Genomic DNA, 15,639 nt, shown 5'->3' with positions numbered 1-15,639 from the left:
TCGGCGGGGTTCGGCGGCGCCGACGTGCCGGGGCACTCGCGTGGCGTGATCCTGGTGTGAGGGCATGCCCGACCGACGCGGGCGGGTACGCTCCCGGCCATCAGGGCAATTGGGCCGCGCGAATACCGCCGGTTCTTGCGCGGAGCCTCCCTCGGCTCCGCGGCGGCGGTCACGCGGCTCTCCGTCGTGCGCGAGGGGGATACCCGTGCCGAACACCCCGAAATACGTCTACGCCTTCGCCGAGGGCAACAAGGACCTCAAGGACCTGCTCGGCGGCAAGGGCGCCAATCTGGCGGAGATGAGCAACCTCGGGCTGCCCGTGCCGCCCGGGTTCACGATCACGACCGAGGCGTGCCGCGCCTACCTCGCCGGTGGCGAGGAGCCCACCGGCCTGCGCGGCGAGGTCGACGCCCACCTGGCCGCGCTCGAGGAGCGCATGGGCCGCAGGCTCGGGCAGCCGGACGACCCGCTGCTGGTGTCCGTGCGGTCCGGTGCCGCGTTCTCGATGCCGGGGATGATGGACACCGTCCTCAACATCGGCCTCTCGGACGCGTCGGTCGACGGGCTCGCCGCCCAGGCCGGCGACGAGCGCTTCGCCTGGGACTCCTACCGGCGGCTCATCCAGATGTTCGGAAAGACCGTCCTGGGTGTGGACGGCGAGCTTTTCGAGGAGCGCCTGGAGTCGGCCAAGGACGCCAAGGGTGCCGCGTCGGACCTCGACCTGGACGCGTCGGACCTGCGGTCCCTCGTCACCGCGTACAAGGAACTCGTCGCCAAGGAAGCCGGCCAGGACTTCCCGCAGGACCCCAGGACCCAGCTCGACCTGGCCGTCCGCGCGGTCTTCTCGTCCTGGAACGGCGAACGGGCGCGGCTCTACCGCAGGCAGGAGCGCATCCCCGACGACCTGGGCACCGCGGTCAACATCGTCGCGATGGTGTTCGGCAACCTGGGCGCCGACTCCGGCACCGGGGTCGCCTTCACCCGCGACCCGGCGACCGGCAAACAGGGGGTGTACGGCGACTACCTCGCCAACGCGCAGGGGGAGGACGTCGTCGCGGGCATCCGCAACACCGTGGCGCTCGCCGACCTCGAACGCCTCGACAAGGCCTCCTACGACCAACTCCTCGACATCATGCGCACCTTGGAGGACCACTACCGGGACCTGTGCGACATCGAGTTCACCATCGAGCGCGGCACGCTCTGGATGCTGCAGACCCGGGTCGGCAAGCGCACCGCCGAGGCCGCGTTCCGTATCGCGGCGCAACTCGTCGACCAGGGGCTCATCGACGAGGACGAGGCACTGCGTCGCGTCACAGGCGCGCAACTCGCCCAACTGATGTTCCCCCGGTTCGCAGAGCGCACCGAGCGCACCGAGCGCGCCGACGCATCCGACGACGGGGATTTCCGGCCGATCGCGCGGGGCATCGCGGCCTCGCCCGGAGCGGCCGTGGGCCGCGCGGTCTTCGACCAGGACACCGCCGTCGAATGGGCGAACAACGGCGACCGCGTGATCCTGGTGCGCCGCGAGACCAATCCGGACGACCTCGCCGGGATGGTCGCCGCCGAGGGCATCCTCACCAGCCGCGGCGGCAAGACCTCGCACGCCGCGGTGGTCGCCCGTGGCATGGGCAAGACCTGTGTGTGTGGGGCGGAATCGCTCGACGTCGACCCCGGACGGCGCCGTTTCACCGCCCCCGGCGGCATCGAGGTCGGCGAAGGGGATGTCATCTCCGTCGACGGCACGAGCGGTTGCGTCTACCTCGGGGAGGCACCCGTCGTGCCCTCCGCGGTCGTCGACTACTTCGAGGGCCGCACGGCCCCGACCGACGGCGAGTCCGACGCGTTGGTGCCGGCCGTCCACCGGATCATGGCGCACGCCGACGCGCGCAGGCGCCTGCGCGTGCGCGCCAACGCCGACACCGGCGAGGACGCCGAGCGCGCACTGCGGTTCGGGGCCGAGGGCATCGGTTTGCTGCGCACCGAGCACATGTTCCTCGGGGAACGGCGCAAGCACGTCGAGCGCCTGGTGCTCGCCGACACCGACGACGGGCGGACCGCCGCTCTGGAGGCGCTGCTGCCGCTGCAACGCCGGGACTTCGCGGACGTGCTCGCCGCGATGGACGGACTCCCGGTGACGATCCGCCTCCTCGACCCGCCGCTGCACGAGTTCCTGCCCGACCTGACCGACCTCTCCGTGCGCGTCGCCCTCGCCGAGGCCCGCGGCGAGGAGGACGCCGACGACCGGGCCCTGTTGGACGCCGTCCGGAGGCTGCACGAGCAGAACCCGATGCTGGGTCTGCGCGGCGTGCGGCTCGGACTGGTGATCCCCGGGCTGTTCGCGATGCAGATCCGGGCGATCGCCGAGGCGGCCGCCGAGCGGGTCCGCGAGGGCGGCACCCCGCACGCCGAGATCATGGTCCCGCTCGTCGGCGGCGTCCAGGAGCTGGAGATCATCCGCGACGAGGCGCACTCGGTCTTCGCCGCGGTGGCCGAGGAGACGGGGGCGGAGGTGTCCTTCCCGGTGGGCACGATGATCGAGCTGCCGCGGGCCGCGCTCACCGCGGGGCAGATCGCGGAAGCCGCCGAGTTCTTCTCCTTCGGCACCAACGACCTCACCCAGACGACCTGGGGGTTCTCCCGCGACGACGTCGAGGCGTCCTTCTTCACCGCCTACCTGGACGCGGGCATTTTCGGGGTCTCCCCGTTCGAGACGCTGGACCGGGACGGGGTGGGCCGGCTCGTCGCCCTCGCGGTGTCCGAGGGCCGTGCCACGCGCCCGGACCTCGCGCTCGGCGTGTGCGGCGAGCACGGCGGCGATCCGGAGTCGGTGCGGTTCTTCCACGACGTGGGACTCGACTACGTCTCCTGCTCGCCGTTCCGCCTGCCGGTGGCCCGCCTGGAGGCCGGTCGCGCCGCCGTCGCGCGGGACGGAGGGAAGGGCGGAGACACCCGCTGACCTGGCGGTCGGTCGGTTTTGGTGGAGTTGGCCGCAATACGCAGGTGTTGTGGCCACTCTTGAAACCGGCCCGCGAGGACGCTCTACAGTGATCTCGTGCCGAAGATACGTGCTGCATCCGTCGCCGAGCACCGCGCCATGCAACATGCCGCGCTGCTCGATGCCGCCCGTGCGCTTCTGGACGAGGGCGGGTTCGCCGCACTGACCTTCCCCGCCCTCGCGGAACGCACCGGCCTCGCCCGCTCCTCCGTGTACGAGTACTTCCGCTCGCGGGCCGCCGTCGTCGAGGAACTGTGCGCCGTGGACCTCCCGGCCTGGGTGGCCGAGGTCGAGGACGCCATGGCCGCGGTCGAGGACCCGGCCGGGAAGATCGCGGCCTACGTCAACCGCCAGCTGGAGCTGGTCGGCGACCGCACGCACCGCGTGGTCGTCGCCATCTCCACCGGCGAGCTGGACGCCAACGCCCGCGAGCGCATACGTGCCGCGCACGGCCGGATCGTCGAGCTGGTCGTGAGCGCGCTCGCCGACCTGGGCCACCCCGACCCCATGCTGGTCGCCTCGCTCGTGCAGGGCATGGTCGACTCCGCGGTACGCCGCATCGAGTGCGGCGCCGACGGCGCGGAGGTCACCGCCGCGACACTCGGCCTCGTGCTGGGCGGTGTGGCGGAGGTCCGGCTGCCGGTGTCGGCCGAGACTGCCGAGCCGACCAAGACTGCCGAGTCGGGCGAAGACGTCGCCGAAGCGGTCGGCTCGCACGCTGGACCGGAAGCCGGCGTCGACGTCGGTGCCGACGGCGACGCGGTGCCGGCGGACGCCTGAGCTACCGCGCCGCAAGGCCGGACGGCGTCGCGGCGATGCCCGATGCGGTGCTGCCGGGCCGTGCGGCAGACATGCGTCGTACCGGGATGTGCGGTGCCGAGATGGACGACGCCCCGCTGAACCGCGTGCCCGCGTGCTCGCCGTGCCGGTCGGCAGTGGTGGTGTCGGCAGCGGACCGTGCGGCGGATACAGGCGTACGCCGGTGCCGCGCATCAGCTTGAGCGGATCCCGGTAGTCGGGGGCACCCTGCGCGGCGGCGCCGGAGGGCCCGTCGACCAGTCCCCAGTGCAGGCAGGCATGGGCGGCGCAGTGCGAGGGCGCCGCCGACAGCGTGCCGATCACCGAACCCGGGCCCACCGCGGTGCCTGGTGCGACGGATGCTGCGACCGGTTCGTACGTCGTGAGCCGCCGGTCGTGCCGCACGGTCACGACGCCCTTCCCCGCGATGACGCCGGCGAACTCGACGATGCCCGCGCCCGCGACGCGCACCTGCTGCCCGGCCGTTCCGGCGAGATCGACACCGCGGTGGCCGGGCAGCCAATCGTGGTCCGGTGGGGCGAACAGGTGCACGACGACCGGGCGGGGGTCGAGCGGCCACACCCAGGCCCCGGTCGGCTGCGGCGGCACGAGCGGTGGAGGGATCGCACGGGACGCCGCGAGCGCCGGCAACCCGACCCCGGCCGTCGCGACGACGCAGACCGCGAGCGCGGCCAGCCCCGCACGCGCGGGCGGACGGATGCAGGCCCGGTCTCTCGGTGCCCGGTGCGCCCGGCGCCGGACTGCCGCCGGATCGCCCTTCCTGGCCGGTCGCGCGACGGCCCGCCGGAGCATCCGCCGAAGCGGACGCCCGGCAGGGCGGCGGTGGCCGGGACCACGCTGCCTGGGGCTGTGCGCGGGTGCTTGGGCGGAGCTGCGAGCGGGCCCCTGGGCGGGGTTGCCCGCTGAGTTGGGTGCGGGGTGATGGGCTGCGGCGGAGCTGGGAGGCGTCATGGACCGAGCGTGCGCGATCTCGCGGACGCCGCCGACCACCCGGCCAAGATCTGTGGAGTACCGCGAAAGTGGTCCGAAGCCTGTGGACAAATCAGCCCCGCCGCGGCACCGGCGACTGATCCTCCGGGCGCGCGATCCGTCGGCGGTATCCCGGCCGGTCTTCGGGCGAGTTCCCGGTGAGTCGGTGAGTCGGTGAGTCGGCGAAACAACGAGACAACGAGACAACGAGTCACGGACGCGGCGAGACGTCCTCGTCCTTGGACAGGTCGAGCATGAAGGGCGGCCCCGGCGCCTGCGGGTTCCAACCGCGCGACAACGCGAGTCGAATCGTCCGGGCGACATCCGAGGGAACGACAGGGGCACTGGGAAGGACGAGCCAGTTCCCCGGATGCGCGTGGCCGGTATGGACCACCAGGACCGTCCCGGACGCGCCTTCGAGTTCCACCGCGTAGGTGCAGGGCGTCCAACCCAAGCCCTGGGAGTACGTAGGTCGCCCTCGCAGCCGCCACCGATAGGCGGCCTCGCCGACGACGATGCGACGCGAGCCTCTCCTGCCGAGTGCCATCGATGTGCCTCTCGTGTCCACGTCTTCGACGGCAACCCTCGCAACCCGGCCTCCGAACCTGCAACCTCCGACCCCGCCCTCCGAACCGGCAACTTCCGAACCCACGCCCCCCGAACTTCCGAAGGCAGGGGATCGGCCCGATCGTCCGACGAACTGCCCGTCGCTGCGGCCTCGGTGGGTGTGGCCTGGCGGTCGCCTATCGCTTCCCGCCCCACCCCGCGGGAGGTCTTCGCGGGGTCCGGACCGGGGCCGAAGTGGGGCCCTTGTTCGGTGGTTGGCCCCGTGGTCGCCGGGTCCCGTACACTTCGGACAGCGGCCCGGGGTTCCGGGCCGACTTCGCACGCCCACCTTCGGGCCCTCCGGTTTTCCACCGGTCATTTCGTGACCAGCGGAAAGACGATGCCGGGTCCGGTGGGACACCTCTCGGTCCGGGGGCCTGGCCCCCGGCGCGGTGTCACGGGCGTCAGGCGCGCGGACAACCCGTCGGCGCGGACAACCGAGCAGGCCCCGTGCACGTTATGCGGGGCGTACCACAAGGAGTACGGCCATGGCCGTCGTCACGATGCGGGAGCTGCTTGAGAGCGGCGTCCACTTCGGGCACCAGACCCGCCGTTGGAACCCGAAGATGAAGCGCTTCATCTTCACGGAGCGCAACGGCATCTACATCATCGACCTGATCCAGTCGCTGGGCTACATCGACCGGGCGTACGAGTTCGTGAAGGAGACGGTCGCGCACGGCGGCACCGTCCTCTTCGTGGGCACGAAGAAGCAGGCCCAGGAGGCCATCGCCGAGCAGGCGACCCGCGTCGGTATGCCGTACGTCAACCAGCGCTGGCTGGGCGGCATGCTCACCAACTTTTCGACCGTCCACAAGCGCCTCCAGCGCCTGAAGGAGCTCGAGGAGATCGACTTCGACGACGTGGCCGGCTCGGGCATGACGAAGAAGGAACTCCTCGTCCTCAAGCGCGAGAAGGACAAGCTCGACAAGACCCTCGGTGGCATCCGCGACATGCAGCGCGTGCCGTCCGCGGTGTGGATCGTCGACACCAAGAAGGAGCACATCGGCGTCGGCGAGGCGCGGAAGCTCAACATTCCGGTCGTCGCGATCCTCGACACCAACTGCGACCCGGACGAGGTCGACTACAAGATCCCGGGCAACGACGACGCGATCCGCTCCGTCACGCTGCTCACCCGCGTGATCGCCGACGCCGTGGCGGAGGGCCTGATGTCCCGCGCCGGCGCGTCGCAGGCCGACACGAAGGCCCCCGAGGTCGCCGCCGGCGAGCCGCTGGCCGAGTGGGAGCTCGAGCAGCTCCAGGGCGAGAAGAAGGCCGACGAGCCCGCCGCCGAGGCCCCGGCCGAGGCTGCGGCCGAGCCGGCCGCGGAGGCCCCGGCCGAGGCTGCCGCCGAGACCCCGGCCGCCGACGAGGCCCCGGCCGCCGAGGCCGAGGTGCAGGAGTCGGCCGAGACCGAGAAGGCCGTCGAGGCCGAGCAGTCCTGACGCCGTGTTGCGGGGGGTACGCCGGGAATCCGCGCGTACCCCTCGCATTCGTGCGGGCAGCGCCCGCGACCCGGTCACGGCCGCGTCCGCACGGAACCCCCGAAGACCACCGCGAGACGACACGCGAGAAGAAGAGATCTGACATGGCGAACTTCACCGCCCAGGACGTCAAGAAGCTCCGCGAGCTCACCGCCGCCGGGATGATGGACTGCAAGAAGGCCCTCGAAGAGGCGAACGGCGACCTGGACAAGGCCGTCGAGATCCTGCGCGTCAAGGGCCAGAAGGGCGTCACCAAGCGCGAGGGCCGCTCGGCCTCCAACGGTGCCGTCGTCGCCGTCCTGGACGGCACCTCCGCCGGCGTCCTGCTTGAGCTCAAGTGCGAGACGGACTTCGTCGCCAAGGGCGACCGCTTCATCGCCGTCGCCAACGAGATCGCCGGACACGTCGCCAAGACCTCTCCCGCGGACCTCGACGCCCTGCTCGCGAGCGAGATCGAGCCCGGCAAGACCGTGCAGGTGTTCGTCGACGAGGCCAACGCGACCCTCGGCGAGAAGATCGTCCTGGACCGCTTCGCGCAGTTCGCCGACGGCTACGTGGCCGCGTACCTGCACAAGACCAGCCCGGACCTGCCCCCGCAGGTCGGCGTGCTCGTCGAGCTCTCCGGCGAGAACGCCGAGGTCGCCAAGGACGTCGCGCAGCACATCGCGGCCTTCTCCCCGACCTACCTGAGCCGCGAGGACGTCCCGGCGGAGATCGTCGAGAACGAGCGCAAGGTCGCCGAGGCCACCGCGCGCGAGGAGGGCAAGCCGGAGGCCGCCCTCACCAAGATCGTCGAGGGCCGGGTGACGGGCTTCTACAAGGAGAACGTCGTCCTGGAGCAGGCGTTCGCCAAGGACAGCAAGAAGTCGGTGCAGAAGATCCTGGACGAGGCAGGCGTCTCGCTCAAGCGCTTCGCCCGCTTCCGCGTCGGCGTCTGATCCGGCTCGCAGCGCCAGAAGTACCGGCAACACCAGCGGTGAACAGGCGTCCGGGACCGGAGTACCGAGTCCCCGGCGCCGGGAAAGACGAGGAGGCCACTTCCGTGGAGGGACCCGTGCAGGAAACCGAAACGGGGGCGGCCTCGTCGTCTTCCGACGGGGTCGACCCGAAGGCGTACCGCCGGCGCGTCCTGCTGAAGCTCTCGGGCGAGGCGTTCGCGGGCGGCGGTGGCCTCGGTGTCGACCCCGACGTGGTCCAGGGCATCGCCCGGCAGATCGCCGAGGTGGTACGCCTCGGCACCGAGGTCGCCGTGGTCATCGGGGGCGGCAACTTCTTCCGCGGCGCGGAGCTCCAGGTGCGCGGCATGGACCGGGCCCGCTCCGACTACATGGGCATGCTCGGCACGGTCATGAACTGCCTTGCGCTCCAGGACTTCCTGGAGAAGCTGGGCATCGACACGCGCGTGCAGACCGCGATCACCATGGGGCAGGTCGCGGAGCCGTACATTCCGCGCCGCGCCATCAGGCACCTGGAGAAGGGCCGCGTGGTGATCTTCGGTGCGGGTATGGGCATGCCGTACTTCTCGACCGACACCACCGCCGCACAGCGGGCCCTGGAGATCGATGCGTCGGCCATTCTGATGGCCAAGGGCGTGGACGGCGTGTACGACTCCGACCCGAAGACGAACCCCGACGCGGTCCTGTTCGACAGTCTGGACCACGCCGAAGTGCTCGCCCGCGAGCTGAAGGTCGCCGACGCGACGGCCATCAGCCTCTGCATGGACAACCGACTGCCGATCGTCGTGTTCAACCTGCTGGTCGAGGGCAACATCGCCCGGGCCGTGCGGGGTGAGAAGATCGGCACCCTGATCAGCCGTACCAACGGCTGATCCACGGCGACACCGGACCGGGACAGGAGCCGAGACGTGATCGATGAAACCCTCCTCGAGGCCGAGGAGAAGATGGAGAAGGCCGTATCGGTCGCCAAGGAGGACTTCTCGGCGATCCGTACGGGGCGTGCCACCCCGGCGATGTTCAACAAGATCGTCGTCGACTACTACGGCGCGATGACCCCGGTGAACCAGCTCGCCTCGTTCACCGTGCCCGAGCCCCGCATGGTCCTGATCACGCCGTTCGACAAGAGTTCGACCAACGCGGTGATCAAGGCGATCCGCGACTCGGACCTGGGCGTGAACCCGACCGACGACGGCAAGGTCATCCGCGTCGTGTTCCCGCAGCTGACCGAGGAGCGCCGCAAGGAGTTCATCAAGGTCGCCCGCGGCAAGGCCGAGGACTCCCGCATCTCGATCCGCAGCGTGCGCCGCAAGGCCAAGGAGACGCTCGACAAGCTCGTCAAGGACGGCGAGTCGGGCGAGGACGACGTGCGCCGCGCGGAGAAGGAGCTCGACGACATCACCCACCGCTATGTCGTGCAGGTGGACGAGCTGCTTAAGCACAAGGAAGCCGAGCTGCTCGAGGTCTGATGAACAACTCCACCTGGGACGGCGCACCGGAGCCCGAAGGGCGTTCCGGGCACGGCCCGTTCCAACCGTACGACCCGTGGGCGGGCCAGGCCGTGCAGGCGCCGGGCCCGCAGTCGGCCTACGACGCGGACGCGCTGCGCACCCAGGTGATACCGGCGGTGCCCGTCGACATGGCGGGCATGGCCGCGGCGGACGGGACCCCCGACGCGTGGCCCGGAGAGTACGGCTCGCGATCCACCCGGGCGCAGCAGCACCCGGACACCGTCGAGGGGGTACAGGATTCCGGTGGGATCCATGACGGCACGGCCGCGTACCCCGACGACGGTGCACCTGATGGCGACGACGGAGGGCACACGGCCTATCTGCCGGTCGTCGACCCGGGCGTACGCGCGCCCCGCGACACTGCCGAGCCGCCGGTGACCGGGCGCGAGACGCCCGGCGCGCCCAAGAAGAGCCGGGCGGGCCGCAACCTCCCCGCCGCGATCGGTGTGGCGCTGTTGCTGGGCGGGGTGATCGTCGGGTCGCTGCTGACCGTGCCGGTGGTCTTCGTCGGCATCGTGCTCGCCGCGGCCCTCATCGGCCTGTGGGAGTTCTCCGGCGCGCTCGGCCGCGCCCGGGAGGGCAAGGGCGACCAGGGCGTGTCCGTCCGCCTGCCGCTCATCCCGCTGGCGGCCGGCGCCGTGGCGATGGAGATCGCCGCGTACCAGCGCGGTCCCGAAGGGCTGGGCATCGCCCTCGCGCTCACCGCGCTCGCCGTCATGGTGTGGCGGATGACCGAAGGCCCCGAGGACTACCTGCGGGACATGGCCACGGGCGTCTTCGCGGCGTTCTACCTGCCCTTCCTGGCCGGGTTCGCGGTGCTGATGCTGGCCGCCGACGACGGTGCCAAGCGCGTCCTGACCTTCATGATCGTCGTGGTGTGCAGCGACACCGGCGCCTACGCGGCCGGAGTGTCGTTCGGCAAGCACAAGATGGCTCCGACCATCAGCCCCGGCAAGACGTGGGAGGGCTTCGCGGGCGCGGTCGTCACGTGTGCGGTCGGCGGCGCGCTGTGCCTGACGCTCATGCTCGACGGCCAGTGGTGGCAGGGCGCGCTGCTCGGTGCGGCGGTCGCCGCCACCGCGGCGCTGGGCGACCTCGTCGAGTCGATGATCAAGCGCGACCTGGGCGTCAAGGACATGGGCAATCTGCTGCCCGGCCACGGCGGCCTGATGGACCGCCTCGACTCGCTGCTGGCCTCGGCCCCGGTGGTGTGGCTGCTGCTGGAGCTGTATCTGTAGCGCCTGGGAAGTCCGCAGCACGGAAGACCACGCAGTACGCGTCGAGCCCGGCAGGCCGCCTGCCCGCCGGGCTCGACGCATGCCGGGGATGCACGCCCCGCGGGCCGCGACGCTTGCCAAGCTCAGCCCGAGCTTCGCGACGACCCCGAGCTTCGCGGCGACCCCGGAGCGAGGCGTACGGGGCACCCCGCCGGACCTGAGACACTGGACAGATCATGCCCAAGCCTGGAGAGCTCACCTTTGCCGCCCCGCGCCGCGCCAAGCCGCCGCGTCACCTCGCCGACCTGTCGCCCGCCGAGCGCCGTGAGGCGGTCGCCGCGCTCGGTGAGAAGCCGTTCCGGGCCGGGCAGTTGTCGCGCCACTACTTCACCCGCCTCGCCGACGACCCCGCGCAGTGGACCGACATGCCGGCCGCGTTGCGCGAACGGCTCGCGGGCGAACTGATGCCCGACCTGATGACCTCGGTGCGGGACATCGCGTGCGACGACGGTGCGACGCGGAAGACGCTGTGGAAGCTCTTCGACGGCACACTCGTCGAGTCGGTCCTCATGCGCTACCCCGAGCGCGTCACCATGTGCGTGTCCTCGCAGGCCGGCTGCGGCATGAACTGCCCGTTCTGCGCGACCGGTCAGGCGGGGCTCACCCGCAACTTGTCGACGGCGGAGATCGTCGAGCAGGTCGTCGCAGGTGCCCGCGCGCTGCAGCGCGGCGAGATCCCCGGCGGGCCGGGCCGGGTCAGCAACATCGTCTTCATGGGCATGGGCGAGCCGCTGGCCAACTACAAGGCGGTCCTGGGTGCGGTACGCCGCATCACCGACCCGTCGCCCGACGGCCTGGGCATCTCACAGCGCTCGGTGACGATCTCGACGGTCGGCCTGGTGCCGGCCATGGAAAAGCTCGCCGACGAGGGACTCAGCTGCACGCTCGCGCTGTCCCTGCACGCGCCCGACGACGAACTGCGCGACACCCTCGTCCCGGTCAACACCCGCTGGCCGGTCCGCGAGGTCCTGGACGCCGCCTGGCGCTACGAGGACAAGACCGGGCGCCGCGTGTCGATCGAGTACGCGCTGATCAAGGACATCAACGACCACGCGTGGCGGGCCGACCTGTTGGGCAAGCGCCTGCGGAACCACAACGCGCACGTCAACCTGATCCCGCTCAACCCGACGCCCGGATCGAAGTGGACGGCGTCGACGCAGCAGCGCCAGGACGACTTCGTACGCCTGCTGGAGGCGCACGGCGTCCCCGTCACGGTTCGCGACACCCGGGGCCGCGACATCGACGGAGCCTGCGGCCAGCTCGCCGCTGCTGACGTCGGCTGACCCGCCCCGCGCAGGCACCCCCCGCGGTCGTCCGGGGCCTCACCCGGGAAACCACTTCAAAGTCCGTCGGCCAACCGCTCGGACGCTTATCGCACCCTTAGGTCCCGTGAGGGACAGTGGAGTCAGTACCGCCGCAGAGGTTCCGGAACCCCCGTACGGAACACGCGGCGGTACGACCAGGCCGCCCGCCCCGCAGGAGGCGGGCCGGCCCGGCGCAAGCGTCCCGGGGCAGTGCGTGGCCCCCGGAGGCGATAAACACGCCCGGGCCGTCGCGGAAGGGGACGCCGCGACGGTCCGGATGTGTTGACGAAGCCCGGTCCGCCCCAAGCGGCCCGGGCTTTGGCGTCTTCCACGGTGAGTTCGCGGCTGTCGGTCGTGGCGGCAGCTTCGGGTGGTCGGGGCCGGGGCACAGACTGTGGTCGGCGACGAGATCGTAAGCGTGGCGGTCACGCGCTCGGGGGCATGACGACCGCGGCGGGGCGGCCCCAGCCGGTGACACCGCCGCGCGCGAGTCGCCGCGTCACCAGCGCGACGGCGATCGCGACACCTGCCGCCAGAGCCATGCCGAAGGTGACGCCCGCCGTCACCGCCTGCTCGGACACCGGAACCGAGGGCTCGTGTCCGCCCAGCTCCAGCGGCCACGTCGCGACGACACCGAGAACCGCCGCCCCGCCCCAGGCGACCGTGACCGGGAGCAGCACCGTGAGTGCCAGCGTGGCCCGGTCGACCCAGGGCGCCGCGCCGAGCATGTGCAGATTGCGTGCCGAGTCCTGCCGCGTGTGGGCGTTCTCGACCAGGACCGCCAGCAGGCCTGCCGCGGCGCACACCGTCGCGGCGGTCACCAGCGCCAGCAGCGGCAGGTCGCCGGGAGCGTTGCCGGGACCCCGCACGTGCAGCGTGCGCGACGTCACCAGCAGCGTCGTCGTCCCCGCGAGCAGCCCGAGCGGTACGGCCAGCGCCGCGGTGTCCGCCTCCATCCGCCGCGCGGCACACAGCAGCGCGGGCAGCCGCGTGTGCGCCACGACCGACTCCGCGGCCCAGTGCACCAGCCAGGGCACCGACAGGGCCGCGCCGACGACGACAAGCGCGTAGCCCACGGCCGCCAGCGGGTGCACCAGCCCGAGTCCGCCCGGCAGCCGGACCGGCGGCGCGATGGCGTGGGGCAGTACCTCGGCGAGCATGCCGGCGCCGATCATCGTGGGCCCGGCGACGCCGACCGTACGTGCGGTCGGCGTGGTGTGCGGTCGGGGGGCGGGGGCACGTAGTGCGGACGTTGTCGCGAGGACTGTCGTGAGCGGCACCACGCCGAGGACGAACACCAGTCCGAGGAGCGGGATTTCGTTGCCGACCGCGAGAACGTCACGGACCAGCCCGCTGCCCGGCACGTCGGGATCGAACACCGCGCGCGCGATGAGATGCGCCTGCAGGCCGGCCACCGTGCCCATGGCGCTCGCCAAAGCCGCTTCGGTCGCCGCGAGTTCGCGGATCTGCTCGGGCATCGAGGCGGGGCCGACCAGGAGTTCCGTGCGCTCCGCGCGCGCGGCGGCGGTGAGCCGCGAGACGACCGCGGTCAGCTGCGCGGTCACCGCGAGGACGAGCAAGCCCACGAACACCGGCCTTGCCACGCTGTCGCCGCGTCCTGCCGCGGCATATGCCATGGCGCACAGCAGCAGCGCGGTCCCGACCGCAGCGACACACGCGGTGCCGAAGAGCCGGAGGTGGTCCGCGCGCGTACCTTCGCGCAGATTGCCGAGCACGATCCGGATCACAAGGCCCTCCGGCCGTCGTCAGGCGTCGGCGCGCGCCGGGGCGGGGCGTCCGTCGCGGAGTTCGAGGTGCCGGTCGGCGTGCGCCGCGACCTTGGGGTCGTCGGTCGCCAGCACGAGGGCGATCCCGTGCGAGCGCGACGCGGTGACCAGAATGCGCATCAGATGGTCGAGTTCGGCCGTGTCGAGGCCCAGCGCCGGTTCGTCGGCGAAGACGACGTCGGGGCGGGCGACGAGGGCGCGGGCGACGGCTGCGCGGCGCAGCAGGGCGGTCGGCAGCTCGTGCGGCCGGCGTTCGGCCTGGTCGAGGACGTCGAGGCGGCCCATCCAGTGCCGGGCGGCGGCGAAGGCCGAGTCGCGGGCGGAGGGTTCGAGCAGCAGTGGCAGCGCGACGTTCTCCAGCACGGTGAGTTCCGGCATGAGCCGCGCGCGGCCGTCCATCATCCCGAAGTGCGTGCGGCGCAGTTGCGCGCGGGCGCGTTCCCCGAGCGTGTGCAGGGGGCGGCTGTTGAACCACACTTGGCCGGCGTCCGCCGCCAGTACGCCCGAGAGCACCGCGAGGAGCGCGGACTTGCCCGACCCGGGAGGACCGGTGACCGCGAAGGTCTCGTCGGCCCGGATGCTGACCGACAGGCGGCGCAGGATGGTCGCCGGACCGCGCGTGACGGTGACGTCCTGGGTGCGCAGGACGTCGTTGTCCGGGTTGCGGGTGCCGTCCTCGGCGATCGCGAAACCGGTGCCCGGGGTGTGCGGCACGGGCTCCTCGGACACCTGGCTGACCGCCGACCGGGTCGACCGCGCCGTACGGGGCGAAAGGGCCGACCGGGGTGAAAGGGCCATATCGATACCTCCGGGACAGGACTGTCCGCCCCCGTCCCGCCCAGTGCAACGAGCCGCGCCGGTGAGAGGGCACGGGTGGGTGAACCGCTGCTCCAGCCGGGTGCGGCCCGGTGCCCCGAAAGGGGTCGAACAGGTGTGGCAGGCGGCGTCCGCGGAACGATTTTCACACCGGCTGTTCGGCCGCCCGGCCCAAGTAGTCACCGGTTCTTCGGCGGCACGTCCGCCGTTCGCCCGGCAAGCGCCCTGGTCACCTTTACCCGCGGCGGCGATGATGGGCCGTCAGGGCCCGACGGGCCGGGGTGTGGGAAGAGCGGGGACCTGCAATGCACGAGATCGGTTGGCTGGAACTGCCGAACCAGCTCAACGCGCGGGATGTGGGCGGTCTGCCGCTCGCGGGCGGCGGGAGCACGCGGGCGGGTGTCCTGATGCGCTGCGAGACGCCGGACCTCCTGACGGACGAGGCGGTGGCGCGGCTGTCGTCGGCGTACGGCGTGCGCCACGTGTTCGACCTGAGGTCCGTGGGCGAAGGCCTGCCGGTGGTGCAGTGGCCCGGGATCGTGCGGCACAGCATGCCGCTGCTCGGGCGCCGCGCCGGTGCCGCCCAGGACGCCGATGAGGCCCGCGGCGTGGGCGACATCTCGGCGGGCCAGGTGGACGTCCTGGGGGACGATGCCGACCTCGACCTCGCGACCGTCGACGTGCACGGTGCGGGGCGGCTCTACATGGGCATGGCCGAGCGCGGCAAGGACGCGTTCGCGCAAGCCCTGCGGCTGCTGACCGACGACGACGCGGGGCCGACGCTCGTGCACTGCACGGCGGGCAAGGACCGTACCGGCGTGCTCGTGGCCCTTCTGCTGTCGGTGGTCGGGGTGGAACGGCAGGCGATCGTCGACGACTACTCGGCGACTCGCATCCACCTGCGCGAGATGTTCCGGCGGATCGACCGCATCCCGTCCCAGCCGCGTTTGCAGCCCGGTACGCCCGCGGCGGCGGCCCTGCGCGACGCGGCTCCCGAGTCGATGGAGGCGTTCCTCGACGCGGTCGGCGAACGCTATGGCACCGCCGCGGAGTTCTTCCTCAAGGCCGGTGCCGAGCCGGTGTGGATCGAACGCTGGCGCGAGCGCTTCGTGGACGCCTGA

11 protein-coding genes and 2 pseudogenes are annotated in these 15,639 nt (G+C 71.9%); 9 read left to right on the top strand and 4 right to left on the bottom strand.

Annotated elements, in window-relative coordinates; translation table 11 throughout:
- Positions 1–64: 64 nt before the first annotated feature.
- Positions 65–2,956, top strand: coding sequence for a pyruvate, phosphate dikinase (gene ppdK / locus ACWD12_RS17245; protein WP_450100190.1), 2,892 nt, complete (start codon positions 65–67; stop codon positions 2,954–2,956).
- A 96-nt stretch (positions 2,957–3,052) separates the two neighbouring features.
- Positions 3,053–3,619: pseudogene (locus ACWD12_RS17240) on the top strand (TetR/AcrR family transcriptional regulator); the annotation flags it as partial.
- 444 nt (positions 3,620–4,063) lie between these two features.
- Here ACWD12_RS17240 and ACWD12_RS17235 read toward each other — a convergent pair.
- Together ACWD12_RS17235 and ACWD12_RS17230 are read right to left on the bottom strand one after the other, a co-directional pair.
- Positions 4,064–4,606 (bottom strand): annotated as a pseudogene (locus ACWD12_RS17235) (peptidoglycan DD-metalloendopeptidase family protein); the annotation flags it as partial.
- 388 nt (positions 4,607–4,994) lie between these two features.
- A complete protein-coding gene (locus ACWD12_RS17230; protein WP_450100189.1) occupies positions 4,995–5,237 on the bottom strand; it encodes a hypothetical protein in 243 nt (80 codons plus the stop codon).
- A 640-nt stretch (positions 5,238–5,877) separates the two neighbouring features.
- Between ACWD12_RS17230 and rpsB the strand changes: the two genes are divergently transcribed.
- The 6 genes from rpsB to rlmN all read left to right on the top strand — a co-directional run bounded on the left by rpsB (position 5,878) and on the right by rlmN (position 11,894).
- Positions 5,878–6,831 (top strand): 30S ribosomal protein S2, encoded by a 954-nt coding sequence (gene rpsB / locus ACWD12_RS17225; RefSeq protein ID WP_358352869.1) that lies wholly within the window; start codon positions 5,878–5,880, stop codon positions 6,829–6,831.
- 143 nt (positions 6,832–6,974) lie between these two features.
- The gene (gene tsf / locus ACWD12_RS17220; RefSeq protein WP_450100188.1) at positions 6,975–7,808 is read left to right on the top strand and encodes a translation elongation factor Ts; all 834 of its coding nucleotides are present in this window, start codon (positions 6,975–6,977) and stop codon (positions 7,806–7,808) included.
- Positions 7,809–7,999: 191 nt separating this feature from the next.
- Entirely contained in the window at positions 8,000–8,698 is a 699-nt protein-coding gene (gene pyrH / locus ACWD12_RS17215) for a UMP kinase (RefSeq protein ID WP_358352974.1), read from the top strand.
- A 36-nt stretch (positions 8,699–8,734) separates the two neighbouring features.
- The gene (gene frr / locus ACWD12_RS17210) at positions 8,735–9,292 is read left to right on the top strand and encodes a ribosome recycling factor (RefSeq protein ID WP_358352866.1); all 558 of its coding nucleotides are present in this window, start codon (positions 8,735–8,737) and stop codon (positions 9,290–9,292) included.
- The gene (locus ACWD12_RS17205; protein ID WP_450100187.1) at positions 9,292–10,572 is read left to right on the top strand and encodes a phosphatidate cytidylyltransferase; all 1,281 of its coding nucleotides are present in this window, start codon (positions 9,292–9,294) and stop codon (positions 10,570–10,572) included. The genes frr and ACWD12_RS17205 overlap by 1 nt, the downstream gene beginning before the upstream one ends.
- Before the next feature lie 215 nt (positions 10,573–10,787).
- On the top strand, positions 10,788–11,894 hold the full coding sequence (gene rlmN / locus ACWD12_RS17200; RefSeq protein WP_358352863.1) for a 23S rRNA (adenine(2503)-C(2))-methyltransferase RlmN: 1,107 nt from the start codon (positions 10,788–10,790) through the stop codon (positions 11,892–11,894).
- 446 nt (positions 11,895–12,340) lie between these two features.
- On the opposite strand, the gene ACWD12_RS17195 is transcribed toward rlmN, so the two are convergent.
- Entirely contained in the window at positions 12,341–13,663 is a 1,323-nt protein-coding gene (locus tag ACWD12_RS17195) for a hypothetical protein (protein ID WP_450100186.1), read from the bottom strand.
- An 18-nt stretch (positions 13,664–13,681) separates the two neighbouring features.
- Positions 13,682–14,416, bottom strand: coding sequence for an ABC transporter ATP-binding protein (locus ACWD12_RS17190; protein WP_358352859.1), 735 nt, complete (start codon positions 14,414–14,416; stop codon positions 13,682–13,684).
- Between the two features lie 407 nt (positions 14,417–14,823).
- Between ACWD12_RS17190 and ACWD12_RS17185 the strand changes: the two genes are divergently transcribed.
- On the top strand, positions 14,824–15,639 hold the full coding sequence (locus tag ACWD12_RS17185; protein ID WP_450100185.1) for a tyrosine-protein phosphatase: 816 nt from the start codon (positions 14,824–14,826) through the stop codon (positions 15,637–15,639).

This window comes from Streptodolium elevatio (assembly GCF_053592165.1).
The sequence above is the reverse complement of the archived record's forward strand: the minus strand, read 5'-3'. Positions and strand labels throughout refer to the sequence as shown.

Coding starts and splice junctions, on each gene's coding strand:
- ppdK (WP_450100190.1), top strand. CDS start 65: ATGCCCGACCGACGCGGGCGGGTACGCTCCCGGCCATCAGGGCAATTG.
- tsf (WP_450100188.1), top strand. CDS start 6,975: ATGGCGAACTTCACCGCCCAGGACGTCAAGAAGCTCCGCGAGCTCACC.
- ACWD12_RS17205 (WP_450100187.1), top strand. CDS start 9,292: ATGAACAACTCCACCTGGGACGGCGCACCGGAGCCCGAAGGGCGTTCC.
- ACWD12_RS17185 (WP_450100185.1), top strand. CDS start 14,824: ATGCACGAGATCGGTTGGCTGGAACTGCCGAACCAGCTCAACGCGCGG.
- rpsB (WP_358352869.1), top strand. CDS start 5,878: ATGGCCGTCGTCACGATGCGGGAGCTGCTTGAGAGCGGCGTCCACTTC.
- rlmN (WP_358352863.1), top strand. CDS start 10,788: ATGCCCAAGCCTGGAGAGCTCACCTTTGCCGCCCCGCGCCGCGCCAAG.